The sequence below is a fragment of the Thermomonas sp. genome (assembly GCF_023953935.1).
In the GTDB taxonomy this organism is placed as follows: Bacteria; Pseudomonadota; Gammaproteobacteria; order Xanthomonadales; family Xanthomonadaceae; genus Thermomonas.
Genome location: NZ_JAMLIW010000005.1, coordinates 28,940 through 54,660 on the forward strand (window position 1 = coordinate 28,940; position 25,721 = coordinate 54,660).

General features: G+C 68.0%; 23 protein-coding genes, 1 tRNA gene and 1 pseudogene. 10 read left to right on the plus strand and 15 right to left on the minus strand.

Going from position 1 to position 25,721, the window contains the following annotated elements; genetic code table 11:
* The first annotated feature begins 44 nt into the window (after positions 1–44).
* Together M9902_RS06960 and M9902_RS06965 are read left to right on the plus strand one after the other, a co-directional pair.
* The gene (locus M9902_RS06960) at positions 45–791 is read left to right on the plus strand and encodes an electron transfer flavoprotein subunit beta/FixA family protein (RefSeq protein WP_297221783.1); all 747 of its coding nucleotides are present in this window, start codon (positions 45–47) and stop codon (positions 789–791) included.
* Positions 791–1,732: an electron transfer flavoprotein subunit alpha/FixB family protein gene (locus M9902_RS06965; protein WP_297221785.1), complete on the plus strand. Its 942-nt coding sequence runs from the start codon at positions 791–793 to the stop codon at positions 1,730–1,732. The genes M9902_RS06960 and M9902_RS06965 overlap by 1 nt, the downstream gene beginning before the upstream one ends.
* A 45-nt stretch (positions 1,733–1,777) precedes the next feature.
* Here the strand turns inward: M9902_RS06965 and M9902_RS06970 are convergent.
* The 3 genes and pseudogenes from M9902_RS06970 to M9902_RS06980 form a co-directional block, all read right to left on the minus strand.
* Positions 1,778–2,167 (minus strand): annotated as a pseudogene (locus M9902_RS06970) (CBS domain-containing protein); the annotation flags it as partial.
* A gap of 414 nt (positions 2,168–2,581) precedes the next feature.
* A complete protein-coding gene (locus M9902_RS06975; protein ID WP_297171676.1) occupies positions 2,582–2,797 on the minus strand; it encodes a YdcH family protein in 216 nt (71 codons plus the stop codon).
* A gap of 435 nt (positions 2,798–3,232) precedes the next feature.
* Positions 3,233–4,498, minus strand: coding sequence for an OmpA family protein (locus M9902_RS06980; RefSeq protein ID WP_297221787.1), 1,266 nt, complete (start codon positions 4,496–4,498; stop codon positions 3,233–3,235).
* Between the two features lie 90 nt (positions 4,499–4,588).
* Here M9902_RS06980 and M9902_RS06985 point away from each other — a divergent pair, with 90 nt between their 5' ends.
* Complete coding sequence (locus M9902_RS06985) at positions 4,589–5,701, plus strand: PilT/PilU family type 4a pilus ATPase (RefSeq protein WP_297170432.1); 1,113 nt, start codon at positions 4,589–4,591, stop codon at positions 5,699–5,701.
* Between the two features lie 39 nt (positions 5,702–5,740).
* Here the strand turns inward: M9902_RS06985 and maiA are convergent, their stop codons facing one another.
* The 6 genes from maiA to rplM all read right to left on the minus strand — a co-directional run bounded on the left by maiA (position 5,741) and on the right by rplM (position 9,529).
* Positions 5,741–6,409 (minus strand): maleylacetoacetate isomerase, encoded by a 669-nt coding sequence (gene maiA, locus M9902_RS06990; RefSeq protein WP_297170430.1) that lies wholly within the window; start codon positions 6,407–6,409, stop codon positions 5,741–5,743.
* 76 nt (positions 6,410–6,485) lie between these two features.
* On the minus strand, positions 6,486–7,475 hold the full coding sequence (locus M9902_RS06995) for a fumarylacetoacetate hydrolase family protein (protein ID WP_297221790.1): 990 nt from the start codon (positions 7,473–7,475) through the stop codon (positions 6,486–6,488).
* 67 nt (positions 7,476–7,542) lie between these two features.
* The gene (locus M9902_RS07000; protein WP_297221792.1) at positions 7,543–8,292 is read right to left on the minus strand and encodes a 2OG-Fe dioxygenase family protein; all 750 of its coding nucleotides are present in this window, start codon (positions 8,290–8,292) and stop codon (positions 7,543–7,545) included.
* Positions 8,293–8,393: 101 nt separating this feature from the next.
* Positions 8,394–8,468 (minus strand) — tRNA-Gln (locus tag M9902_RS07005).
* A 227-nt stretch (positions 8,469–8,695) separates the two neighbouring features.
* Complete coding sequence (gene rpsI, locus M9902_RS07010; RefSeq protein WP_297221794.1) at positions 8,696–9,088, minus strand: 30S ribosomal protein S9; 393 nt, start codon at positions 9,086–9,088, stop codon at positions 8,696–8,698.
* A 12-nt stretch (positions 9,089–9,100) separates the two neighbouring features.
* Positions 9,101–9,529 carry a 50S ribosomal protein L13 gene (gene rplM, locus M9902_RS07015; RefSeq protein ID WP_297221796.1) on the minus strand — a complete coding sequence of 143 codons (429 nt, stop codon included), beginning with the start codon at positions 9,527–9,529 and terminating at the stop codon, positions 9,101–9,103.
* Positions 9,530–9,776: 247 nt separating this feature from the next.
* On the opposite strand from rplM, the gene M9902_RS07020 reads away from it, so the two are divergent.
* Positions 9,777–10,562, plus strand: a complete 786-nt coding sequence (locus M9902_RS07020; protein WP_297221798.1) for a hypothetical protein — start codon at positions 9,777–9,779, stop codon at positions 10,560–10,562.
* A gap of 32 nt (positions 10,563–10,594) precedes the next feature.
* Here M9902_RS07020 and M9902_RS07025 read toward each other — a convergent pair whose 3' ends face one another.
* Positions 10,595–11,374: an SDR family oxidoreductase gene (locus M9902_RS07025; RefSeq protein ID WP_297221800.1), complete on the minus strand. Its 780-nt coding sequence runs from the start codon at positions 11,372–11,374 to the stop codon at positions 10,595–10,597.
* A 61-nt stretch (positions 11,375–11,435) separates the two neighbouring features.
* Here M9902_RS07025 and M9902_RS07030 point away from each other — a divergent pair, with 61 nt between their 5' ends.
* The gene (locus tag M9902_RS07030; protein ID WP_297221801.1) at positions 11,436–11,687 is read left to right on the plus strand and encodes a hypothetical protein; all 252 of its coding nucleotides are present in this window, start codon (positions 11,436–11,438) and stop codon (positions 11,685–11,687) included.
* Positions 11,688–11,767: 80 nt separating this feature from the next.
* On the opposite strand, the gene sppA is transcribed toward M9902_RS07030, so the two are convergent.
* Both sppA and M9902_RS07040 read right to left on the minus strand, forming a co-directional pair.
* Positions 11,768–13,660 (minus strand): signal peptide peptidase SppA, encoded by a 1,893-nt coding sequence (gene sppA, locus M9902_RS07035; protein WP_297221803.1) that lies wholly within the window; start codon positions 13,658–13,660, stop codon positions 11,768–11,770.
* Positions 13,661–13,733: 73 nt separating this feature from the next.
* Positions 13,734–15,119 (minus strand): MATE family efflux transporter, encoded by a 1,386-nt coding sequence (locus M9902_RS07040; RefSeq protein ID WP_297221805.1) that lies wholly within the window; start codon positions 15,117–15,119, stop codon positions 13,734–13,736.
* Here M9902_RS07040 and M9902_RS07045 point away from each other — a divergent pair.
* Entirely contained in the window at positions 15,118–15,450 is a 333-nt protein-coding gene (locus M9902_RS07045; protein ID WP_297221807.1) for a DUF4286 family protein, read from the plus strand. The genes M9902_RS07040 and M9902_RS07045 overlap by 2 nt on opposite strands.
* 305 nt (positions 15,451–15,755) lie before the next feature.
* On the opposite strand, the gene M9902_RS07050 is transcribed toward M9902_RS07045, so the two are convergent.
* Both M9902_RS07050 and M9902_RS07055 read right to left on the minus strand, forming a co-directional pair.
* Positions 15,756–15,968 (minus strand): YadA-like family protein, encoded by a 213-nt coding sequence (locus M9902_RS07050; protein ID WP_297221809.1) that lies wholly within the window; start codon positions 15,966–15,968, stop codon positions 15,756–15,758.
* 58 nt (positions 15,969–16,026) lie between these two features.
* Positions 16,027–17,427 (minus strand): hypothetical protein, encoded by a 1,401-nt coding sequence (locus tag M9902_RS07055; protein ID WP_297221811.1) that lies wholly within the window; start codon positions 17,425–17,427, stop codon positions 16,027–16,029.
* A gap of 770 nt (positions 17,428–18,197) precedes the next feature.
* Between M9902_RS07055 and M9902_RS07060 the strand changes: the two genes are divergently transcribed.
* The 4 genes from M9902_RS07060 (at position 18,198) to M9902_RS07075 (ending at position 24,722) form a co-directional block, all read left to right on the plus strand.
* Positions 18,198–20,519: a primosomal protein N' gene (locus M9902_RS07060; protein ID WP_297221813.1), complete on the plus strand. Its 2,322-nt coding sequence runs from the start codon at positions 18,198–18,200 to the stop codon at positions 20,517–20,519.
* Between the two features lie 15 nt (positions 20,520–20,534).
* A complete protein-coding gene (locus tag M9902_RS07065) occupies positions 20,535–23,066 on the plus strand; it encodes a hypothetical protein (RefSeq protein WP_297221814.1) in 2,532 nt (843 codons plus the stop codon).
* Between the two features lie 73 nt (positions 23,067–23,139).
* Positions 23,140–24,099 (plus strand): transaldolase, encoded by a 960-nt coding sequence (tal, locus tag M9902_RS07070; protein WP_343231875.1) that lies wholly within the window; start codon positions 23,140–23,142, stop codon positions 24,097–24,099.
* 8 nt (positions 24,100–24,107) lie between these two features.
* Entirely contained in the window at positions 24,108–24,722 is a 615-nt protein-coding gene (locus M9902_RS07075) for a trimeric intracellular cation channel family protein (RefSeq protein WP_297221816.1), read from the plus strand.
* A gap of 19 nt (positions 24,723–24,741) precedes the next feature.
* On the opposite strand, the gene M9902_RS07080 is transcribed toward M9902_RS07075, so the two are convergent.
* Positions 24,742–25,599, minus strand: coding sequence for an NYN domain-containing protein (locus M9902_RS07080; RefSeq protein ID WP_297221819.1), 858 nt, complete (start codon positions 25,597–25,599; stop codon positions 24,742–24,744).
* Positions 25,600–25,721 lie beyond the last annotated feature (122 nt).

Genomic DNA, 25,721 nt, shown 5'->3' on the forward strand with positions numbered 1-25,721 from the left:
GGGCATTTCAAGGCACGGCCCGCCCTCACTCAACGGTTCTCACGATGAAGATTCTCGTCGCTTACAAGCGCGTGGTGGACGCCAACGTCCGCATCCAGGTCAAGCCGGACGGCTCTGGCGTCGTCACCGACGGCGTCAAGCTCTCCCCCAACCCGTTCGACGACATCGCGCTGGAAGAAGCGCTGCGCCTGCGCGACAAGGGCATCGCCACCGAAGTCGTCGTCGCCACCATTGCCCCCGCCGACGCCCAGCCGCACCTACGCAATGGCCTCGCCATGGGCGCCAACCGCGCCATCCACGTGGTGGCCGAACAGCCGCTGGCACCGCTGGCCGCCGCCCGCGCCCTGCTCAAACTCGTCGAGCGCGAACAGCCCGATCTGGTCCTGCTGGGCAAGCAGGCGATCGACGATGACGCCAACCAGACCGGGCAGATGCTGGCCACCCTGTGGGGCCGGCCGCAGGCCACCTTCGCCAGCCAGCTGACGATCGAAGGCGGCAAGGCCACGGTAGTGCGCGAAGTCGACGCCGGGCTGGAGACGCTGGAAGTCGACCTGCCGGCGGTGGTGACCGCCGACCTGCGCCTGAACGAGCCGCGCTTCATCAAGCTGCCGGACATCATGAAGGCCAAGAGCAAGCCGCTGCAGACGCTGGCGCTGGCCGAGCTGGGCGTGGAAACCGGCCCGACCCCGACCGTCACCCACTACGCGCCGCCCGCCGGCCGCAGCCGCGGGGTGATGGTCAAGGATGCGGCCGAACTGGTCGCCGCGCTCAAGCAGAAGGGGTTGCTGTGATGTCCACCGTTCTCATCGTCGCCGAACACCTCAATGGCAGGCTCAACGCCGCCACCGCGCGCTGCGTGTCTGCCGCCGCCGCGCTCTCACCTGCCGCCATCGACATCGTGGTGCTGGCCGCCGATGCGGCCACCATTGCCGCGCAGGCGGCGCAGATCGCCGGCGTGCGCAAGGTGCTCGCCGTCGCCAACCCGGCCAATGCCCACGCCATCGCCCAGGTACAGGCACCGCAGGTGGCTGCGCTTGCCGGTGGCTACAGCCACGTGTTCGGGCCCTCGACCACCTTCGGCAAGGACCTGATGCCGGCGGTCGCGGCGCTGCTCGGTGTCGACCAGGTCTCCGATCTGATGGCGGTCGAAGGCAGCCACAGCTTCAAGCGCCCGATCTACGCCGGCAACGCGATCATCACCGTCGAAATGCCGGCCGGCAGTCAAGTGGTCGCGACCGTGCGCACCGCCTCCTGGCCGGAAGCCGCCGCGGGCGGCAGCGCCACGGTCGAAGCGGCCAGCGTCGATGCCACACTGCCCAGCCACACCCGCTTCATCGGCCTGGCCAGCGCCAGTTCCGACCGCCCCGACCTGCAATCGGCGCGGCGCGTGGTCTCCGGTGGTCGCGGGGTCGGTTCGGAAGACAACTTCAAGATCATCTACCACCTCGCCGACAGGCTCGGCGCGGCGGTGGGCGCCTCGCGCGCGGCGGTCGACGCCGGCTACGTCCCGAGCGACCTGCAGGTCGGCCAGACCGGCAAGATCATCGCCCCCGAGCTCTATATCGCGGTCGGCATTTCCGGCGCAATCCAGCACCTGACCGGCATCAAGGATGCCGGCACGATCGTCGCCATCAACAAGGACGGCGACGCGCCGATCTTCGAGATCGCCGACATCGGCCTGGTCGGCGATCTGTTCCAGGTGCTGCCGGAACTGGAGCAGGCGCTGGGCTGAGACGCCGGGCTGGCCCGCGCGAAACAGCGCGCGCGGGCTTGATCGTCAGCCTACCTTGCTGCGCAGGTAATCGAGCAGGTCGATCCGGGTGATCAGGCCGAGGAAGTGCTCGCCTTCCATCACGATGGCGACGTGGCCGCGGTCGAATACCGGCAACAATGCTTCGATCGGGGCGCGCACGTCCACCTTGTCCAGCCGCTGCACCATCGCCGCGCGCGCCGGATCGTTGAAGCGGGCTTCATCGCCATAGACGTGCAGCAGCACGTCGGATTCGTCGAGGATACCGACGATGCGCTCGTGTTCCATCACCGGCAATTGCGAGATGCCTTCGCCGCGCATCCGCTGCCAGGCGCTGCTCAGGCTGTCATCCAGCGCAACCGTCACCGTGTCGCGATCGGCGAACGGGCGCCGGATCAGGTCGCGCAGGTCCCCGTGCGCGCCCGCCGGAGCCGCGGACTCGGCGCGCAGCGCCGCTTCGATGCCCTGCCGCGCGATACCGATCCAGGCTTCCAACTGCGTCCGCGGCACCCCTGCCTGCTGCGCCGCCTGCGCGGCGTCCCGGTGCCCGCCCAACACTTCCAGCACCAGCGCCGCCTTGCGCGAGGCAGGCCACGAGTCGGCTGTTGCATTCATTGTTTCACTCTCGTCACTGCTTGACTGGCCACCACGAATGATCGGCCACAGCCTAGCATGCGGCCCGGACCGGTTTCCCGCTGTTCCGGCCGCCACGGGGCGGCCGGAAGGGTGGCGTTTCGGGCGCCAAGGCAACGCTGATCAAGTCAGCGTTGCCTGCCGGCCAAGAACGGCCGGCCACGGATCATTCACGCAAGTGATGGATCCGTGTGCGCCCTAATTGGCGCGGTCGTACATCTCCAGCAAGCGTTGCTTGAGCGCCAGTTTTTCGCGCTTCATCTGCCCGAGCCGGGCATCGTCGATCGGCAGCACGCCGCGCTCCGCGTCGTTGACCTGCTGATCAAGGTCACGATGGTGGTAATACAGCTTGCGGAACTCGGCGTTGGCGTTCATCAGTGCCTCGATCTGTTCCTGCGGTTGCCCTTCAAACATGAAGACCTCCTGTTGCAGCGAAACAGCGCCGATCCCGAGCGGGAAGGCGCATTGCGGGAGCAGCAGCGTGGGCTGCCGCCATGCCAAGCGGCGCGGATCGAGCCGCACCGCGAACCACTGGCCCGGCGACGTGCCGGGCATGGAAATGAAAACGCCCCGCCAAAGAATCGGGCGGGGCGCTCGGGAATGGGTGGACCACGGGGCCGGCATGCATCACCCGGTCTCCCCCGCACACGCTCGGTGCGTTGGCTGCCCCCGGGTTGTCGAACGGGGCGTTGTCGAACGGATCATGCATCGGCCGATCTCCGGCCAGACGGCTGTTCGTGAAATCGAACCATCTGGGTATCCGACCCTACGCCGACCCGCGGCCGCCTGCAAGCCCCCGCGCTGAACCTTGCGGAAACCGGCCGAGGTATCCGAAAAACCTTTCTGCAATCAATTGCTTGACGAAACGATCACCTCGACCCGGCGGTTCTTCGCCCGGCCCGCGGCGCTGTTGTTGTCGGCCACCGGTCGGGCCGCGCCGGCGCCGCTGGCGCTGACCCGGCTGCGCGCCACGCCGGCCGCGACCAGGGTCGCGCGCACCTGCTGGGCGCGGCGTTCGGACAGGGCCTGATTGGCCGCAGCTGCGCCCTGGCTGTCGGTATGGCCAACCACCTGGATCGCGCCGCCGGCCAGCGCGGCCAGATAAATGCCCAGCGCCCGGATGCTGGCGGTGGCCTCGGGGGTCAGCTCGGCCTGGCCGCTGGCAAAGGCGCTGCCGGCCAGGGTGTAAACATCGCCGCGCGCATCGCGCCGCACCGGCGGCAGGGACGCGCCGGCGGTCAGCTCGGCCTCCTTGCGCGCCAGCTCGGCCTCGCGGGCGCGGGCGGCTTCGGCCTTGCCCTGCTGCACCGCCACCGCGCCGTCCAGCGCGGCTTCGGCCTGCTCGGTGCGCGCCTGCTGGCGCTGCGCCTCCTCGGCCTGCAATTGGGCCTGCAGGCGCAGTCGATCGGCCTCGGCGCGGGCGCGCTCGGCGTCACGCCGGCTGGCCTCCACACGCAGGTCGCTGCGCTCGCGCTCCAGGCGTTCGACCTCGCGCCGCGCGGCTTCGACCCGCGCCGCCTGTTCGGCGACCTCGACCCGGCGCTGCGCCAGCGCCGCGGCCGCCGCTTGGGCACTGCGCCCGGCCGCCGCCAGCGCGGTGACGGCCTGATGCGCCTGCAAGCGCTCGAACCGGGCCAGCCCTGCCAGCAGCGGATCCGCGTCCAGCGCCAGCAGCCGCTGTTCGAGCGTTCCGGCGGGCGCCGGCGCATCCAGCAGGTTCGCGCCGATTCCCGCGGTCTGCTCCATCTGCAGCTGCGCGCGCAGACCATCAACATCGGCGCGCAGCTGCGCCAACGCCGAGCGCGTGGTCTGGCTGCGGCTGCGCACCCGGGCAAGGTCGGCATCGGCCGCGGCCGACAGCGCCAGCGTGCGCGCATCGGCATCGCGCTTGCGCTCCAGCGCCGCCTGCGCGGCCTGCAGCTCGCGCCGCGCCGCGTCCAGCGCCTGCGGCGCGTACTGGTCGGCGTCGGCGGCCGCGGCGCCGGCCACCGCCTGTCGCGCCGCTTCCAGCTCGGCGGTTGGCGGCGGCAGGGTGGCGCAGCCGGCCAGAGTCAGCGCCCCGATCGCCAGCAGGGCGTGCAGGGCATGGCGGATTTGTGCGAAGCTTGGACGCATGGGAGGCCGCAAGTCGTGGATGCCTGCGGCCATTGTGGGAAGCTGGCGCCGACGATGCAACGGCGCGCCGCGCGGCGATGGGAGAGCGCAATGGATATCGGCCCGTTTTTCAAGACGATGATGGAGAAGAACGCCTCGGACATGTTCCTGTCCACCGGCTCGCCGGTGAACATCAAGTTCGAAGGTGAACTGGTACCGATGACGCAATCCCCGCTTGCGCCCGGCGAATGCAAGGCGATTGCCTACGCGATGATGGATCAGGCGCAGATCACCGAATTCGAGCGCGAGAAAGAACTGAACATGGCAATCTCGGTGCCCGGCTGCGGGCGCTTCCGCGTCAACGTGTTCCAGCAGCGCGGGGAAGTCGGGCTGGTGATCCGCACGATCCGCAGCGACATCCCCAGCATCGAAGATCTGCAGCTGCCGACGGTGCTCAAGGACATCATCATGGCCCCGCGCGGGCTGATCCTGATCGTCGGCTCCACCGGCTCGGGCAAGTCGACCACGCTGGCCTCGATGATCGACCACCGCAACACCACCACCACCGGCCACATCCTCACCATCGAGGACCCGATCGAATACCTGCACCGGCACAAGAAGTCGGTGGTCAACCAGCGCGAAGTCGGGCTCGACACCCACAGCTTCCACGCTGCCCTGAAGAACGCGATGCGCGAAGCGCCGGACGTGATCCTGATCGGCGAAATCCGCGACGAGCAGACCATGGAAGCGGCGATCGCCTTCGCCGAAACCGGCCACATCTGTCTGGCCACCCTGCACTCCAACAATGCCGACCAGACCATCGAGCGCATCCTCAACTTCTTCCCCGAGGGCGCGCACAAGAACGTGCTGATGAACCTCGCGCTGAACCTGAAGGCCGTGATCAGCCAGCGCCTCGTGCTCGGCGCGGACGGCCGCCGGATGCCGGCCACCGAGGTGCTGATCAATACCCCGCTGATCCGCGACCTGATGCGGCGCGGCGAGGTGCACAAGATCAAGCAGGCGATGGAGGAATCCCTGCAGGACGGCATGCATACCTTCGACCAGTGCCTGTTCCGGCTCTACAAGGAAGGCCGGATCGACATGGAGGAAGCGCTCAAGGCAGCCGACTCCCGCGACGGTCTGGCGCTCAAGTTCCGGCTGTCGGAGGGCGCCAGCGGCGAGCACGACCCCTACGCCGACGTGTTCAACGCCGCCAGCGCCTGAGGCAACACCGCGGCAGGGCCCGCGACAGGAGGGCCTGCGTCAGTGCGCGTCCGGCTGGTTTTCCGGGCGCGCGGCGTCGAATTCCGGCAGCGCCAGGCATTCGGCCTCGATCCGGCACAGCGCCGGATAAGCCGTCATGTCCACGCCATGGCGACGGGCGTTGTAGATCTGCGGAATCAGGCAGCAGTCGGAAAATCCCGGGGTGTCGCCATCGCAGTAGGTGCCGGTGGACGGATGGTCGGCCAGCTGCAATTCGGCCACCCGGAACCCGGCCTCGATCCAGTGCCGCACCCAGCCGTCGCGTTCGGGTTGTGGCACATGCCACTCACGTTCGAAATACTGCAGCACGCGCAGGTTGTTGAGCGGGTGGATGTCGCAGGCCACCAGCAGGCCCAGCGCGCGCGCGCGCTGGCGTTCGCGCGCCGTCGCCGGCAGCAGCGGCCGGTCCGGCCAGACCTCGTCCAGATATTCGAGGATCGACAGCGACTGGGTGAGCCGGCGCTGGCCGTGCAGCAGGGTCGGTACCAGCTCCTGCGGGTTGATCGCCCGGTACTCCGGTGCGTGCTGCTGGCCGCCGTCGCGCACCAGATGGACCGGGATGATCTCGTAGTCCAGACCTTTGAGGTTCAGCCCGATCCGCACGCGATAAGCCGCGCTCGATCGCCAGTAGGAGTAGAGCTGCAATTTGTCGAACTTGGGGCCGCCCATCGCATCACCCTAGCCGATCGCGGCGCCCGGCAGGCGCCGTCCGTCCTGCCAGTTTGACCGCCAAGCCCCCGTTCGATCAAGGCCGGGGCTGCTGCTCGATGGTCTGCTCGATGGCGCCGAACACGCTGCGGCCCTCGGCATCGAGCATTTCGATCCGCAGCCGGTCGCCAAACGCCATGAACGGCGTGCTCGGCTTGCCGTCGCGCAGGGTTTCCACCGTGCGCCGCTCGGCAAAGCACGAGGCACCCAGGGAAGTGTCCTCATTGGCCACGGTGCCCGAACCGACAATCGTGCCGGCCGACAGCGGCCGGGTCTTGGCGGCGTGCGCGATCAGCTGGGCGAAATCGAACTGCATGTCCACACCGGCTTCGGGCGCGCCGAACCACTCGCCATTGATGTGGGTGAGCATGGCCAGATGCACCTTGTTGCCCTGCCAGGCCGCGCCCAGTTCGTCCGGGGTGACGAATACCGGCGACAGCGCGCTGCGCGGCTTGGACTGCAGGAAGCCGAAGCCCTTGGCCAGTTCCGGCGGGATCAGGTTGCGCAGCGAGACGTCGTTGACCAGGCCGATCAGCTGGATGTGTTCGGCGGCCTGCTCCGGCGTGACGGCCATCGGCACGTCGTCGGTGATGACCACCACCTCGGCTTCCAGATCGATGCCGTAATCCGCGCTGACCACCTTGACCGGATCGCGCGGGCCGAGGAAACCGGCGCTGACCGCCTGGTACATCAGCGGATCGACGTAGAAACTCTCCGGCACCTGGGCCCCGCGCGCACGCCGCACCCGCTCGACGTGCGGCAGGTAGGCGCTGCCGTCGACGAATTCGTAGGCGCGCGGCAGCGGCGCGGCAAGCAGGTGCATATCGAGCACGAACGCGCCGGCGGCGCGGCCCGCGCACAGGTCTTCGTACAGCGCGTTCAGCCGTGGCGCAGCGGCGTCCCAGTCTTCCAGCGCACGCTGCAGGGTCGGCGCGATGGCCTCGGCGCGCACCGCGGTTTTCAGGTCGCGGGACACCACGATCAGACTGCCGTCGCGCCCGCCCTGCTTCAGGGATCCCAGTTTCATTGCCGCCACCCTCGCGTCTTGATTCAGCCGGACATTGTATCGGGGTGACGCCGCCGTGGCCGGGTGCTCAGTCGTCGCCGAGAAACGCGGCCGCGCGGAAGGTCAGCACCAGGGTGTCGCGGTGGCCGGGCCGGGCCGGATCCAGCGGCAGGATCGGGGTGGATTCGTGGATCACCCGCGCGTCTTCCATCAGCAGCAGCGACCAGGGCTCGGACAGCGTGAAACGCTCGCCTTCGCGCCGCTGTGCGGCAAATACCCGGGTTTCACCTCCGCGTATCGCTTGGCGTCCGACCAGAAAGACCGCGACGAAATCCACCCCGTCACGGTGCGCGCCTTCCGGGGTCGGCCGGCCGACGCCATCGGTGGTGTCGATCCGGAACTGGTGGGCTTCGACATGCCAGCGCGGCCCGGGTGCCTGCCGCCAGCAGGCCTGCGCCAGCGCGCGGATCAACGCGGCCCACGCCGGCTGCGCGACGGTGGTCGGGCCCACCGGTTCGAACCAGCGCTCCATCCCGCCGTGCAGGGCGTTGTATTCGACCGGCTGCCAGTGCCTCCGCTGCGGCACCGGCTGCACCCCGGCAGCGGTCACCACGTAGCAGGAATGCCGGCGCCTGCGGTAGCGTCCGCCATCCTTCAGATAATGGTCGGGCGGCAAGTCGTCCCAGCCGGGTACCAACGCCGCCAGCGCCTGCGCGTCCACGCCGGCCAGAGCAGCGACATCCGCCGCCGCCAGCACCGCGTAGCCGCGCTCGCGCAAGGTGCCATCGAGATCGGCCAGCGCGACGGCTGGCGGGGTGAACACGGCAACGGGAGGCATCACGACGATCCGGGAAACGGGGCCCATTGTCCCACCGCGCCCGCCCCGAAACGACACAACCCGCCATGCGGCGGGTTGTGTGGATCAAACCATTTCGAATATGGCAGCCCCGGAAGGATTCGAACCTCCGAATGCCTGAGTCAGAGTCAGGTGCCTTACCGCTTGGCGACGGGGCTATGGAGCGGATTGTAAAACCAAACGCGCTTGCCGACTGAACGCCACCTGCAAGCGCGTAGACCATCGTTCCGTGGGTAGGAGCGGTAGCGCCGCCCGTAGAAGCGTACAGGCAAGCTACCACGACAACGCCCAAGCGCGGTTCATTTGTCTTCTGGCTAAGGCGCGTCGGCGAAGACAGTACTTGACGTACGGCGAGCCGGCGCGCCAACGCCAGAAGGCGAAGGAATCAGCGCTTGGAGAACTGGGTGGCGCGACGTGCCTTGTGCAGGCCCACCTTCTTGCGCTCGACCTCGCGCGCATCGCGGGTCATGAACCCGGCCTTGCGCAGTTCGGACTTCAGGGTTTCGTCGTACTCGACCAGCGCGCGGGCGATGCCGAGGCGGATCGCGCCGGCCTGGCCGGTGGTGCCGCCGCCGGATGCCGTCACCTTGATGTCGAAGGTCTCGACGTGCTTGGTCAGCTCGAGCGGCTGGCGCACGATCATGCGCGCGGTCTCGCGGCCGAAGAACTCGTCCAGCGGACGGTCATTGATGGTGATGGTGCCGCTGCCCTTGCGCAGGAACACGCGGGCGGTGGAGGACTTGCGACGGCCGGTGCCGTAATTCTGGGTGATTGCCATGATGATCGGACCTTAGACTTCGAGCGGCTGCGGCTGCTGGGCGGCGTGCGGATGCTCGGCGCCGGCGTAAACCTTGAGCTTGCGGTACATCTGCCGGCCCAGCGGGCCCTTCGGCAGCATGCCCTTGACGGCGATCTCGAGCACGCGCTCGGGATGGCGCTCCAGCGCCTGCGCCAGCGATTCGGTCTTGAGGTTGCCGACGTAGCCGGTGAAGCGGTGGTACAGCTTGTCGTTGAGCTTGTTGCCGGTCACCGCGACCTTGTCGGCATTGATGACGACCAGATAGTCACCGGTATCGACGTGCGGGGTGAACACGGGCTTGTGCTTGCCGCGCAGGCGGTAGGCCAGGGCTGCGGCGAGGCGGCCAAGGGTCTTGCCCTCGGCGTCGACGACGTACCAGTCGCGCTGGACGGTCTCGTTCTTGGCGATGAAAGTCTTCATGGAGAACTCGTTTCAGGGGTGCATGGTCGGGCTGGTTCCCTCGCCGTTGCGGCTGCGGAACGTCGCCTCGCGTTGTGCTGGAACAGCTTCGCGCCGGGCCATCGAACCCGAATGGCGGCACGCAAGAGGCGGGATTATGGGGGATTTCGCTGCGCCATGCAACTGACCCCCACTGTCAGCGCTCTGGCGGCAGCAATGTGTCGGCGTTATTGTGACAGCCAGTCGATGCTCCCGGCCAGGAGATTCCATGCGCCCCTTGTGCCTGCTGCTTGCAGTTGCCGCCACCTTGCCCCTGCGTGCGGCCGAACCAACGCAGCCCGGCGTCCTTTCCTATTACCTTGACGTCCGGGTGGACGTCGACGCTCAGGGCAAGGTGCTCCATGTTGAAGCGCCCGCGGATTTTCCGGAAGCAGTCCGCGATTACGTCGAGCGCAGAGTGGCGACTTGGCAATATCTGCCCGCGCGCGAAAACGGCGTCGCGGTGTCAGCGACCACCTGGGTGCGGGTGGGCATGTGCGCGGTGCCGGTGGCGGAAGGCTACCGGATGGGGCTGGACTTCAAGGGCAATGGGCCCGGGAATCTGAGCAGTTCGACAGGATTTTGGCCCGCTCCAAAATATCCATTGGATGCCCAGAGGCGTGATCTGGGGGGCAGTTTTACCGTTCACTTTGCCATCCAGGACGATGGCAGTGCCAAAGTGACTTCGATCGACCCCAACGACGAAGACAGCCGCCGGTATCTGGGCTGGTTCCGTGACGGCTTGAACGCTTGGGTTGCGGAGATGCATTTCCAGCCGGAACTGGTGAATGGTCGGCCTGTGCATACCGAGATGAAGATCCCGGTGACCTTCATATCCCGCGCGGGCTCATCACCGCCGACGCCCGCGGAACGGCAGGCTGAATCGGAAGCCCGAGCGCTGACGTCGCGGGAGTGCCTGGCCGCATCCTTGCCAATGGGGCTGGTGCCGGTTGCGCAAAACTCCCCGGTGAAGGTGACACCAATGCCGGAAGTCCGGGCCGGAGCAGGTTCGTGATGTTTGCCCGGTGACGGTTTCGCGCGCCGCCCTCAAAACCCGTAGCGCGAAAACCCGCCGTCCACCGCGATGCACTCGCCGGTGATGTAGCCGGCGGCGGGCAGGCACAGGAAGGCAACGGCGGCGGCGACTTCCTCGGGTTCGCCGATTCGGCCGATCGGGGTGCGCAGCAAGACCTCGTCGAGGTAATCGGGATCGGCCAGCTTGCTCTGAGTGCGGCGGGTGCGGATGTACCAGGGCGCGACGGCATTCACGCGGATGCCGTCCTCGGCCCATTCGACGGCAAGATTGCGGGTCATCTGATGCAGCCCCGCCTTGCTCATCCCGTAGGGCGCGCCGGTACGCACGTGGGTCAGGCCGGAAACGCTGCCGACGTTGACGATGCTGGAGCTGGCGTGGCGCTCCAGCAGCGGATGGGCGAGGCGACACAGTTCGAAGGCCGAAAACAGGTTGACCTCGAAGATTTCGCGCCACTGGTCTTCGCCATAGTCCAGCGCGGGACGGGTGAGGTTGCCGCCGGCGTTGTTGACGAGGATGTGCAACCCGCCCTGGCCGCGCGCCCAGTCGATGAGCTCGGCGCGCTGGTCTTCGTCCGTCACATCGGCCGGCAGCGCCAGCACGGCGTCTTCGGGGCCGGGAAAAGCGTCTTCCAGTTCGGCGCGGGCCGCTTCCAGCTGCTCCGCGTCGCGCGCGGTCATCAGCACCTGCGCGCCGAAACCGAGCAACTCGCGGCAGATCGCGAAACCAATCCCGGCGCTGGAGCCGGTCACCAGCGCGCGTTGGCCGTCGAGGGTCCAGCGGGGAGAAGGCATGCACATGCTCCGGTCGCGGCGTTGGACGTAGGATAGGCCACCGCTCAACGGAGAGTGTCCCATGCGCCGCCTGCTGCTGGCTTGCTGTGTCTTGTTGCTGCTGTCCGCCTGCACCCCGGATCAGGCCCCGGACGAAACCCGGCGCCCGGACCCGCAGGCCGGCGCGACACCTGCGGCCGCGCCGGCGGCGGACACGACCTCGCCGATCACCGCCACCGCCAATGGCTACAAAGACGCCGCGCGCAACGCGGTCAACCAGACCCAGGACGCGGCGGCGCGGGAGCAGTCACAGATCGACCAGGCCGGGCAGTAGACGCGGGCGCGCCGGTAGCCTGCGGCGTTGCTTTGCTCGCGGTTGGAAGCCGCCGCCGCCAATGCGGCCGGCGGCGTTGCCTACAGCCCGTCGCCGCAGAAGCAGTAGGCCAGCGCGCTGACCCGCGGGTTGCCGTGCTGCGCCAGCGCGTTTTGCACGAAACGCAGCGGCACCGAGGCCTGCGCGCGCTCGGCCAGCAGCGGTGCCAGCGGGCCGGCGTCGGCCAGCAGGCGCGCGCCGATCCGGCTTTGCAGCACCGTGTCCAGCCAGGCCGGCAAGGCATTGCCGCCGGTTTCGATCCAGCGCGTCTGCCACTGGCCCGCCTTGCCCAACTTGGCGCGTGCGGCAGCGTCGTTCAGGGCGTCCTGCAATCCGCCGAAGGCGTCCACCAGCCCGCGTTCCTTGGCCTGTGCGCCGGACCACACGCGCCCGCGTGCCACCGCGTCGATCTGTTCGACGCTGCGTCCGCGCGCCTGGGCAACGCGCCCGGTGAAATCGCGGTAGCCCTTGTCGATCACCGCCTGGATGGTGCTGGCCATGCCTGGATCCAGTGGGCGGGTGATGTCGAAGGCGCCGGCGTAGGGCCCGGTGGCCACGCCGTCGGTGTGCACGCCGAGGCGATCGAGCGTGCGGTCGATGTTCGGGAACAGGCCGAAGATGCCGATCGAGCCGGTGATCGTGGATGGATCGGCATAAATGCGATCGGCATTCATGCTGATCCAGTAGCCGCCGGACGCGGCGACGTCGCCCATCGACACCACCACCGGCTTGCCGTCCGCCTTCAGCGCCGCCACCGCACGGCGAATGCGCTCGGAAGCGAACACCTCGCCGCCGGGTGAGTTGACCCGCAGCACCACCGCCTTGACGCCATCATCGGTGCGCGCTTGCTCGAGCAGGTCGGAGGTCGAATCGCCGCCGATCTGCCCGGGCGGCAACTTGCCGGCGGCGATCTCGCCTTCGGCCACCACCACCGCCACCGCCGGGCGGTCGTCGGGCCGGGCGCTCTGGAGGTTGAAACGGGCCGCGTAATCCTCCAGCGCAATGCTGCGGTAGCCGTCTTCGGCGCTCTCATCCGCGGCGCCGCGCTCGGTGAGCAGCGCGTCGAAGGCTTCGCGGGTTTTCAGGGCGGTCACCAGTTTCTGTTGAAGTGCGAGCTTGGCAAGGTCGCCCTGGGCCGCCGTCACGGCCTCCGGCAACGTGTCGGCAAACCGCTGCAGCGCCTGCGGCGCCAGCCCCCGCGCCTTGCCGATGTCGGCCAGCATCCGCTGCCAGATGTCGTTCATCCAGAACAGGTCTGCCTTGGCTTCCGGCGAGGCGGCATCGAGGATGAAGGGTTCGGCCGCCGACTTGAATTCACCGACCTTGAACAGGTGGACGTCGACGCCGAGCTTGTCCTGCAGGGCGGTGCGGAAATACTGCCGATAGGACGCCAACCCGGTCAGCATCACCCCGGCTTGCGACATCGGATCAAGATAGATTTCGTTGGCTTGCGCGGCCAGCAGGTATTGGCCCTGGGTATACCCGTCGCCGTAGGCCAGCACCTGTTTGCCGGAAGCGCGCACCGCGGCCAGCGCCGCGGCGACCTCGCGCAGCGTGGCAAAACCGCTGGGCTGCAGATCGTCCAGATAGAGCGCGACCCGGTTGATTTTCTTGTCGCTGCGCGCCGCGTCCAATGCCTGCAGCAAATCGCGCAGGCGCACCTCGCGGCAGCGGTCGGAATTGCCGTTGCGCGCCAGATAGCGGCTGAGCGGGCTGCACGTGTACTGCTCGACGATCCGGCCCTGCGGCGCGATGACCAGGGTGGTGTCCGCTTCCAGCGGCGCCAGCTCGCGGTTGCTCAGCAGCGCGACCAGCACCAGCAGGAGGACGAGCAGGAACAGCAGGTTCAGCACCAGCCGCCGGGTGAAGTTGATCGCATTCCAGACGCCGATGACCAGGCTGGCGATGGGGCCGTGGCGGCGAGGTTCGTTCATTGCAGGATTCCGGAAGCGGGGGCCGCGACAGCGCGGGCAGGCAGGTGGATTCTAGTGGACGGATGGCGCAAGCTCATGCGGCATCGGTCATGGTGGGGCGATCGGGCATCGGCATCGGCATCCGCAGGCTGCTGCGCAAGAATCGCCGTGCCAGCAGGAACGCGGCCATGGTCAGCCCGGCGGTCAGCCCCAGCCACATCCCGCGCGGCCCCCAGCCCAGACCGAGGCCGAGGCCGGCGCCCACCGGCATACCCACGCCCCAGTAGGCCAGCGCCGCCAACCACATCGGCACGCGGGTGTCCTTGAGCCCGCGCAGGGCGCCGGCCGAGACCACCTGCACGCCATCGGGAAACTGGAACAACGCGGCATACAGCAGCAGCGCGCCGCCCAGCGCAATCACCGCCGGATCGGCGCTGTACAGGCGGGCCACCGCGTCATGGCCGAACCAGCAGCACAGGGCCGAGACCGCCTGCGTGCCCAGCATGATCGCAAAGCCCGCGAATGCCGCGCGGCGCAGGCCGTCGCGGTCGCCGCGCCCCAGCGCGTGGCCCACCCGCACCGTGGTGGCTTCGGCGATCCCGAACGGCAACATGAAGCAAACGGAGGCCACGTTCAGCGCCACCTGATGGGCGGCCACCGGCACTTCGCCCAAGCGCCCGATCAACAGCGCCGTCACCGCAAACAGCCCGCCTTCCATGGTGATGGTCACGCCGATCGGCAGCCCGGTGTGCAGCTCGCGCTGCACCCGCCACTGCGGCCAATCCCAGCGCGAAAACAGGCGCAGGTCCGCGAACCGCGGGCTGCGCGCCAGATACAGCGCAAACCCCAGCGCCTGCATCCAGAACATCACGCTGGTGGCGATGCCAATCCCTTGCGCGCCCAGTTCCGGCAGCCCGTACAGGCCATTGGTCAAGACATAGGCCGTCGGCGCCAGCACGCACAGGCCGCCGAAGCCCAGCAGCATGGTCGGCAGCGACCAGTGCAGGCCGTCGCTGAGATAGCGCATCGCCAGATACAGCGCGAACGCCGGCACGCCCCAGCGCACCGCGTGCAGGAAGTCGATCACCCCGGGCACGATCTCGGGCGCAATGCCCATCGGCCCCAGCAGCGCCGGCACCGCGCTGAGCAGTGCGAACAGCAGCACGCCCAGCCCGGCGGCCAGCCACAGCGACTGCCGGAACAGCGGACCGATTTCGGCCCGCCGGCCGCTGCCGTCGAGCTGCGACACCGACGGCGGCACCGCCATCAGCGTCCCCATCGGTGCCAGCATCGGCAGCCAGAACAGCGCCGCGCCCACCGATACCGCCGCCAGCGTGGCGGTGCCGTGGTGCCCAGCCACCACCGCATCGACGAAACCCACCAACCCGTGCGACAGATGCCCGGCCGCCAGCGGCCCAGCCAGGCGCAGGGTGCGCGCCAGCTCCGTGCGAAAGCGCGGCGGTGGGGAAGTCGGAAACATGCACAAGGCAATGGCGGGCGAAGCGCTGGCAGCGGCCCGCGCGGGCTGGCATTTTAGCGGCTCCATCCGGTGGAGCGCGCAAACCATGGAACACGCCGACCTGGAGCACCCTGCCGCGGAGCGTGCGGACGGCGAGCGCGCAGCGCCGGTGATCTACGAGGTCAATCTGGACGTGGACGCCGCGCTGGCGGCGGAGTATCGCGTCTGGCTGCGTGCGCATGTGGCGCAGATGCTGGCGCTGCCGGGTTTTGTCTCGGCGCGGATCGTTCGAGGTCATCGACCCGCCGGCGCCGGGCCGGCTGTGCCTGTGCGTGCACTACCGCCTGCGTGATGCCGCTGCTTTGCAAGACTATGTCGACCACCATGCTGCCCGCATGCGCGCCGACGGCATAGCACGATTCGGCAGCCGCTTCACCGCCAGCCGCCGCGTGTTGCGGGCGTCCTGACGGGGCTTCCCATCGCCGGTCGTGGTGAGCCCTTGCCGTTCGTGGTGAGCCTGTCGTTATTCCGTTCGTGGTGAGCCTGTCGAACCATGAACGGCACACCACGAACGGCAAGGACTCGCCACGAACAGGAAAGACAGAAAAATCCGGGGCGGTTGCCCGCCCCGAATTTCGTCACCGCGCTGGCCTGCGCTTACAGATCGAAGCCGAAACCCGCACCCACCGACGACTCCCCGTTGGCGAAGCTGGCGCCCAGCGAGAACGAGCCCGACGTGCCCACCCGCCGACCGTAGCCGATCGACACCGCGCCCTGGCCGCCCTGCGCGCCCACGCCAATCGCCAGCCGGCCACGCGGGCTGTTACTCATCGCCGCATTGACCGCCATCTGGGTCATCGCCGTGCCCATCGCGCCTATCCGGTCGATCCTGGAAATCGCTGTCTTTCGGACCAGTCCATGGTGATCTTCATCGCGCCAGCCGCGCCTGCAGCCAGGCGCCGCGTTGGTCGGGCGGCTGTGCGAGCAGGTCGCGCCGCAGCACATCGCGGGCTTGTGGCGGGGTGCTTTGCGCCAGCCGCGAGAGAGTGTCGATTTCCTCCGGCGTGGCCTGACGCAGCAGCGCCAGCAGCGGCTGGCGTTGGTCGGCCTCGATGAAGGTGAACAGCGCGGCGATCCGCGGCCAATCGCGGCCCAGTGCCGGGCCGAGGTGCCAGCCGCGGTGGGCGTCCCAGGACTGCGCGGCGTAGGTGGCGATCAGTGCGCGCTGCCGTGCCGGCGGCAGGGCGTCGAAGCGCGTGGCGACGGCGCGGAGCGTGTGGCGTTCTTCTGCGGTGAGAGTTTGCCATTCGGCCCAGGCGCCGCGGTCGCGGCTGCGTTGCGCAGGGGTTGCCGTGGGCGGAGTGCTCGCAGCTTCCGGGGGCGATATGGGTGACGCGACTGCCTCCGGTTCGGTTGCCTGTGGTTCGCCGCTGGCGGCCAACCACGCCAGCAGCGGCAGGCGCCGGGCCAGCGCCAGATCGGCGGGATGGTCCCGCAGTTCGCGGTCCGGGTCGAGCGCGGCATTGTTCGGGTCGAAGCGGGCCTTGGGCGCGGCCGCCGGCGGCAGGGCTTCGGAATGCACGCGCCCACGCCACGCATCCAGCAGCGCCCGACCGCGCGGATGCAGCAGCGCCCAGGCGGCTGCCGCGGCAATCACCACCAATGCCGCCGCCAGCACCGCCACCAGCCACCAGCCCCGGCGGACGCGGCGGTGCGGGGATGGCGTTGGCGTTGCCGTTGCTGCGCGTTCTTCCCTGGCGCGGTTGCTGCCGCGGGCCGCGGTTTCGGCAACGATCGCACGCGGCGGCAGCGACGGGGATTGCACTGCGTCCACCGCGTCCGGGAGCTGCGCCAACACCCGCTGCGCGGCATCGCGCCAGCTGCGCCAGACCTCCAGATCCAGATCGCCCTGCGCATTGTGCGGCAGCGAACTGCGGATGCGCTGCTGGTAGTCCGCCACGCCCAGGCCCAGTGCAGCCGCGGCATCGGCATCTTCCAGCCCCGCGATCAGATGCAGCAGCACGGCCGCGCGCAGCGACGGCGTCAACCGTGCGATCTCGGGCAGCATATCGCCGCGATCGCCGTCGGCCCGCCGTTGCCCCATTGCCGGCACCGACAGCAGCAGCCGCCAGTACTGCATCGGCCACTGTGCGATCGGCCATTGCCCGGCGTCGCTTGCGAACACCTTGGCCGCAACGGCGAGCGCGTTCCTGGCAGCGGCCGCATCCCCGGTCTGCACCAACGCCAACAGCCGCGCGCGCCGATCCACGCCGCGCAGGAACGCAGCGACGGCGGACGGCTGGGGCGCGACGGGTGGAATCCGGCTCATGGGCGGAGGCGAGCGTGATGGCGCATGCCGCGCATTCTGAAGGACCCAGGCTGAAGTCGTGACGAACGGGTCCGTGACGGTTCACCCGGTTGCGATGGCCGGAGCATCGACCAGCAGCGCGCCGGTGGTGCACGCCTCCGGATCCTTGAATATCCGAATCCCCGGATATCCGGATCCGTGCTCCTCCGGACTGCGGACCCTCCGGCGCCGCCGTGCCGCAGGGTCGGGGCGATCTTTCCGGCCCGGTTCCAGGCGGCAATTCCGGGTCGCAAAAAAGGCTTGACAGACCCGGCAAGTGCGGCTCCGGCAGCAGCCGTGCGGGCTGCAGCCGAATCAGTTGTGCACAGCCGCAGGAATTGCCGCCCGCGGCGGTGTTCCACGCATTGCGTCGTCGCGTTCAGTCTCTGTTTCACAATCAAGTCATTGAAATACAACGCAATAGTGCGATTGGCGCTTTTTTCGCCAGCCCGGGTGCCAGCGCGCTGCAATGCGCCTTGAGGGAGGTGGTCGCGGTCGGATGCACAGAGTTATCCACAGGTCGTGTGGATAACGAAATTTTATCTTTTACAACAGCAACTTGGCGACGCTTTGTGAGCCCTGATGCAACAATGCGCGGCAACTGCCCCACGGGCGCGGGCGTCCGCTGCAAGCGGCGCGAACCCGACGCAGGCGAGGCCACCGTTTGCCTGCGCGCCGCGCGGCCAACCGCCCGCACCCTGCGGGCAACGCCGGGGAATCCGCGCTGCCTTGGACTGCCCTAGACTGCCTCCATGCCCGTTGCTCCGACCGTCCTGCGCGTTGCCCTGCCGGTCCCGCTGCCCCAGCTGTTCGACTATCTGCCTCCGGCCGGCAGGGATGCCGCCTCGCTGCGCGAAGGCCAGCGGGTGCAGGTGCCGTTCGGCAATCGCACCCTGTATGGCGTAGTGGCCGGCCACGCCCCGGCCTCGCCCGGCGTGGCGCTGCGGCGGGTGCTGGAGGTGCCCGATGTCGAGCCGCTGCTGGCGGATGAACTGCTGGCATCCTTGCGTTGGCTGGCCACCTACCTGCATGCTCCGCTGGGCGAGGTGTTCGCCACCGCGCTGCCGACCGCGCTTCGGCACGGCGAGCCGTTGTGCGACACCAGCGCCTGGGGCTGGGCGTTGAACGAAGCGGGTCGTACCGCACTCCCGGCGATGCGCCCCGGCAAGCCCCGCGCCCTGGCCGAGTGGCTGCAAAGTGCGCAGGACGAGGCCAGGTTGGATGCGCTGCAGCCCGGCTGGCGCACGCCGCTGCGGTCGCTGCGCGAGCGCGGCTGGGTCGAGCGCGTCGAACAACCAAGGCCAGGCCCTGGGCCAACGTCGATGCTGCGAACGGACGCCGGCGCTGACCCCGGGGTTGCCGGTTTCGCGCCCAATCCCGAACAGCAGGCCGCCATCGACGCGATCCGCGCCGCTGCGGACTTCACGCCTTTCCTTCTGGACGGCGTCACCGGCAGCGGCAAGACCGAGGTCTATCTGCAAGCCATTTCCGATTGCCTGGCGCGCGGCAAGCAGGCCCTGGTGCTGGTGCCGGAGATCGGCTTGACGCCGCAGATGCTGGCACGCTTCCGCGCCCGGCTCGGCGTGCCGCTGCACGCCCTGCATTCCGGGTTGAACGATCGTGAACGCGCGGCCACCTGGCTGGCGGCAAAACGCGGGCAGGCGCGAGTGATCGTCGGCACGCGTTCCGCCGTGTTCGTGCCACTGCCCGAAGCCGGGCTGATCGTGATCGACGAGGAACACGACGGCAGCTACAAGCAGTTCGACGGCATCCGCTACCAGGCCCGCGACTTCGCCATCGTCCGCGCCCGCGCGCTGGACGTGCCGATCGTGCTCGGCAGCGCCACGCCCGCGCTGGAATCGCTGCACAACGCGCTGGCGGGGCGCTACGCCCATCTGCGCCTGCGCCAGCGCGCCGGCGCCGCACGGCCGCCGCAGGTGCGGGTGCTCGACGTGCGCAAGCGCGCGCTGCGCGGCGGACTGTGCGACGAGGCGCAGGCGGCGATCCGCGCTGCCCTCGACGCCGGCGGCCAGGTGCTGGTGTTCAAGAACCGGCGCGGCTACGCGCCGGTGCTGCTGTGCCACGATTGCGGCTGGAGCGCGCATTGCCCGCGCTGCGGCACCACCGACAAGCCCTCCGCGATGACCGTGCACGGCCACGGCCGGCGTCTGCGCTGCCATCACTGCGGCTACCGCAAGCCGGCGCCGCCGGCCTGCCCCGACTGCGGCGGCCTCGCCCTGCAGCCGCAGGGCAACGGCACCGAGCGCATCGAGGAAGAATTGAAATCACGCTTTGGCGACGTGCCGGTGCTGCGCATCGACCGCGGCAGCACCGGCCGTCGCGATGCGTTGCAAAAGCAGCTCGGCGTGCTCGGCGAGCAGCCCGGGATCCTGGTCGGCACCCAGATGCTGGCCAAGGGCCACGACCTGCCGAACCTGATCCTGGTGGTGGTGGTCGGCATCGACGAAGGGCTGTTTTCCGCGGATTTCCGAAGCAGCGAAAAATTGGCGCAACTGCTGGTCCAGGTGGCCGGCCGCGCCGGCCGCGCCGATCGCCCCGGCAGCGTGCTGCTGCAAACCCACCACCCCGACCATCCCTTGTTGCAACTGCTGGTGCAGCGCGGCTACCACGGCTTTGCCGAACAGGAACTGGCGCTGCGCGAAGCCGCCGGCTTCCCGCCGTTTGCGCATCTGGCCCTGCTGCGCGCCGAGGACAAGCACGCCGAACCGCCGCTGCGGTTCCTGGAATATGCCAAAGGCCGGCTCGCCGGCCCTCACCACCAGCTTCGCCCTCACCCTAATCCCTCTCCCGAGGGGAGAGGGGCTTTGGGCCGCGTGCAGAATGAAGATGGCCGCAGGGCGGATGCGGGGCAGCCCGCATTGGAACTCCACGGCCCGCTGCCGGCGCCGATGCCGCGCCGCGCCGGCTACGTGCGCGCGCAGCTGCTGCTGTCGTGCGTGCAGCGGCCGCTGCTGCACGCCGCATTGGCCGGGCTGATGCCAACGCTGTACGCCCTGCCCGATGCGCGCAAATTGCGCTGGTCGCTGGACGTGGATCCGCAGGACTTGTATTGACGCCAACGTCAGCTCATGAAAAATCCCCACATGCGAAACCGCTCAGCAGATCTCCCCGCCCGTCACGTGCGCAGACCGCGAGGCGTGCTCATCGCCTGCCTGCTGCTCGTCAGCGCCTGGCCGGTCATGGCAGACAATCCGCCGCCGCCCGAGAGCAATGCCCAAAAAGTGGCCGCTTTCCTGGACGACAGCGCGATTCAATTCGAATCCGTAGCCCCGCATGACGCAAGGCCGGACATCGAGCATGCCCTGTATGCCTGGGCCAAGCAGGGCACCACGCTGGCCGTCCTGCGCAGCCGATTGGCGGAGAAATATGCGCTACCACCCGCACTGGCGGGACAGCTGGTGGATCTCACCTTTGCCCGGGTGCAGCACCATCCCTATACCGTGAAACCCAGCGAGCGCGAACAACTGCTTTCGCAATATCGGGCGCTGCATTCGCAATATCCGAATCTGCCGATCATTCGCGATGAACTCGCCTTTGCCATCGAGGATTACGAAAACTGCTCGGGTGCGGCACTCGATGCGCTGGTGCAGGGGGCGGAGGAAGTCGCCCAGCGGCAACGTTTCTACTCGTTGACGCAGTGCCAATCGCTCCTTACGCCGCTGACGGCATCACAACCTGAGCATGCCGAGTTTTATGCAGCGCTCATTGCGGTGGACGACGTCGGCAGCCCCATGCAGCTGGCCAGCGTGCGCATGGCCGATACCTTGGCATCTTCGGCCGAAGGAGGGCTGTCGCCGGCAAGGCAGGTCGAGATCAGGATCGCGCGTTTGCGCGCCGAGCTGACTGCCGGGTTTGTCGATGCGGCGACGGATGCGATTCCGCAGGCCGGAAGTCCGCTGCATGATCCGGTAATAGCCGGCCTGGGTGTACGGGACCGGCTGGCAATCGCCGCTGCGTACTGGCTGCAGGGAGACGCCCGGTCAGCGGCGGCGTGGCGTGCGTTGGCGGCGCAGATTCCGGTATCTGCCGAGGATGACCAACAGCGTGATGATGGCTCGGGTGAGGAGGCTGCGTTCGACACTGCTGCCTCCGCATCCGATGCGCTCGCAGATGATCGTTTCAGTTCAGGTAGGGAGGCTACGCCCTATGCGGCTGCCTCACTGCGTGCCAACCTTGACCGTTTGCTGGGGTCTGCACTCGCACCCGATCCTTCGGTCGACCTGTTTCCACTGCTGATCCTGCGATACCAGAAACAGGAAGATAGATACCACGCGCCCGATCCCTACTGGCACAGCCTGTGGACGCCGCTGCTGGATCGGCTCGCCCAGCGTGACGGCTATCCAGGCCTGGCCGATTCCGATGACGGCGGGTGGCCCAAGCTCCGTCGTCGTGAGGCAGAGCAGGTAATCGCGAATTGCTATCGCTGTGCTCCGGTCCTGTTGGCCGCCATCCGCCAAGCGGGTGAAAGCGCGCCGCTTTCACCGGCCGCGCCTGCCTCCGCGACTGCACCCAGCGGGTTGCCCGCCGCAGTGATGGCGCGCATGGATCGCCAACTGACGGCAACAGCGCAATGGGAGGAACAGCCGCTGCCGCTTGCATCACGTACACCAAGGCCGCAATCCCATCCGGAGCGGGGCGATGACATCGCCGCAAGGTCGAATCGCCACATGACGCGACCGGCCTGGGCCCGCTTGCTGCCCAGCGGTGAACTGGTGCGCTATCAGGTTGACGGGCCGCGCATCGTCGCCATCACCGCATCACAGCGGCTCGACCCGGTGGGTGAGTTGAGCAGCGGCGGCTACTGGGTCAGCTTGTCTTCGGATGGCGGGAAAACATTCGCCCCACCGCTGTATACCGGCCTGCGTGTGTACCAGCCCTATGTGATCCGGCCCACCTCGAGACTGCCGTTGCTGGATGGCGAAAGCCTGCGAATAGAAGTCGCGCTGCGCCGGATCGATCCGGCCAAAGTGATGCTTCCACCCATTGCCTTGCCGGTGGTGGAGTCCAAGGATGATCTCTACATCCGCATTCCCTTGGCGGACTTGGCCCGGGACAGCGATGGCGATGGCCTGAGCGATCTTGCCGAACAGGCGATGTTGCTCGATCCAACCGTGGCCGATACCGATGCCGATGGTCTGGGCGATGCCCAAGACCCGCTGCCGCAGGTTGCATCCAGTGCGAACTGCAGCCGTTACTCCGAGCCATTGGCGCTGGTGCTCAATCAGATCCTGGGCGAGTCACTGGGCGCCATCGTGACTACCGCCGCACATGCAGGCGGCGAGCCTGCACAAGGCTATGCCTTGGGCCTGGGCACGGCGGAGCAAGGGGCCGATGGCACCACGTTCCTGGTGGCACCTGCAGCGTATTTTTGCGGGATCAGCCTGCAACATCGCGTGATCGTGCTGACGCCCGCGCAGCAATCCGCACTGGCCGCTGCACGCGGCGTCTTCTATCCCATCGAAATTTCGAAATTCGAACTGTCCCGCGACGGCAGCCAAGGTGTCGTGGTCTGGTCCGCGACCTTTACGGGCGGCACCTTGCTACTGAAGAAGGTCAATGGACAGTGGACAATGGAAGAAGCCGGACGCTGGATCACATGATGTCGTCATTGCTTGCACTCAACCGCCGCTGGTGAGCGCGTGCTCCACAGCGTGCGGCATCTGCCCTTCCTCCATGCCAACAGACACCCCCGTGACCCACCAACTCGACCAGCTCCGTCAACACTCCATCGTGGTTGCCGATACCGGCGATATCGACGCCATTGCGCAGTTCCAGCCACAGGACGCCACCACCAATCCTTCGCTGCTGCTCAAGGCCGCCGCGCTTCCGGCATACGCGCCGCTGCTCGATGCGGCGGTGGCGCGGGCCAGCGGCACCAACCGTACCGGCGATGCCTGTGATCGCCTCGCCGTCGCCATCGGCGCGGAAATCCTGAAGCTGATCCCGGGCCGGGTGTCCACCGAAGTCGATGCGCGGTTGAGCTTCGATACTGCGGCCACGATCGCCAAAGCACGCAAGCTGGTCGGGCTGTATGCCGACGCTGGCATCGGCACCGAGCGCCTGCTGATCAAGATCGCCGCCACCTGGGAAGGGATCCGCGCCGCCGAAGTGCTGGAGCGCGAGGGCATCCACTGCAACCTCACCCTGCTGTTCTCGTTCGCGCAGGCGGTGGCCTGCGCCGAAGCGGGCGTGTTCCTGATTTCGCCTTTCGTCGGCCGCATCTTCGACTGGCACCTCGCCCATGGCATGGCCAAACCCGCGAACGCACAGGACGACCCCGGCGTGCAGTCGGTGACGCGCATCTGGAATTACTACAAGCAACACGGCTACGCCACCGTGGTGATGGGGGCGAGCTTCCGCAACACCTCGCAGGTGCTGGCGCTGGCCGGCTGCGACCGGCTTACCATTTCACCGGATTTGCTGGCCGAAATGGCGGCCACGGAGGGCGACGTTGCGCCGGTCCTGGTCGATGACGGCAAGCGCACCGCACCACCTTCCGCGCTGGACGAAGCCCATTTCCGCTGGCAGCACAACGAAGACGCAATGGCCACCGAGAAGCTGGCCGAAGGCATCCGCAAATTCACCGTGGACCAGCACAAGCTCGAAGCGCTGCTGGCGCAACGCCTCGGCTGACGGTGGCGATGGCGACCCTGCTGCTGGCCTTCGACCTGATCGGCACCTTCGTGTTCGCCCTCAGCGGCGGGGTGCTGGCGGTGCGTTACAAGCTGGACCTGTTCGGCGTGCTGGTGCTGGCCTGCACGGCCGCGGTGTCCGGCGGCATCGTGCGCGATGTGCTGATCGGCGCACACCCGCCGGCGTCGCTGGCCGACTGGCGCTATCTGGTCACCGCCATGCTCGCCGGGCTGGTGACATTCCGCTGGTGTCATGCGATCGAACGCCTGCGCAACCCGGTGCAACTGTTCGATGCCGCCGGCCTCGCGCTGTTCGCAGTGCTGGGCACCGGCAAGGCGCTGAGCTTCGGGCTGTCGCCGTTCGCGTCGATGCTGCTGGGGATGGTGACCGGCATCGGCGGCGGCATCGCCCGCGACGTGCTGGTGGCGCGGGTGCCGGTGGTGCTGCAAGCCGAGCTGTACGCGGTGGCGGCCCTGGCTGGCGGCGGTGTGGTGGCGCTGGCCGCTGCGCTGGACCTGCCCCACGTCCCGGCCATGGCGGTCGGCGCGCTGCTGTGCTTCTTCCTGCGCTACATGGGCATCCGCCGTGGCTGGCGCCTGCCGGTAGCGAGGCGGCGGGAGTAAATGCCGGGCGACCGGTTTCCTACGGCCTGGTTTTCTTCACGGCTTTTTTTGCCGCCTGCTTGGTGGACTTGGCACGAATGTGGTTCTTGTCCTCGTGCAGCTCGAACAAATCCGTTGCGGTGATCAGGCCCTTCAGGTTCGCGTAGCCGTAGTTCTTGGCCGTGAAGGAATTGCGATTGACCAGATAATGGCCGACCGCGCCCAGGTGCGACCAGCCATCACGATCCGTCGCCGCGGTGGCGTTGCGCAGGAGATTGACCAGCTCGGTGTCACCTCGCAGCTCCGCGCCTGTTTTCCTGGGCAGCGGCTGCGCCGGCTTGATCACCGGCGTGGGTGCGACGGCAGGGCCCTGCGGCTTTACCTCGACGGTCGCCTTGGGCGTTCCCGCAATTCGTTCACTCGCGCCGGTTGCCTGTGACTTCTGTTCGGCTGGCGGTGGCGTTTCTTCCTGCGCATCGACGTGGAAGAAGATTGAGCAGGCGCGCTTGAAGGCATTCGGCGTTTGCGCCTTGCCGAAGCCGTACACATGCATGTTCGCGCCACGCAACCGCATCGCCAGTGGAGTGAAGTCCGAGTCGCTGGACACGAGCGCGAAGGCATCGAAGCCGCCGCCATGCAGGAGGTCCATGGCCTCAATGACCATCGCCATGTCCGAGGCGTTGCCTTTGCTTGTGTAAGCGATCTGCTGTACGGGTTGGATTGCGTTGTCCAACAGCGATTCCCGCCATCCTTTGAGGTGCGGACTACCCCAATCACCGTAAGCTCGCCTGACGTTGGCCATCCCGAGTTCGGCGAGCTCGCCCAGAACGTAGTCAAGGCTGGAAGCCGATGCGTTGTCGGCATCGATCAACAGCGCGATTCGCATCGTGGAAGCCATGGACGATCCTCGCCCGGAAAGCCGCAGCATAGCCCGGAAACACAAACAGCCCGGACCGCTCCGGGCTGTTGCGTGTTCCAGCAGGTCAGCGGGTTCGTGGTTCGACAGGCTCACCACGAACG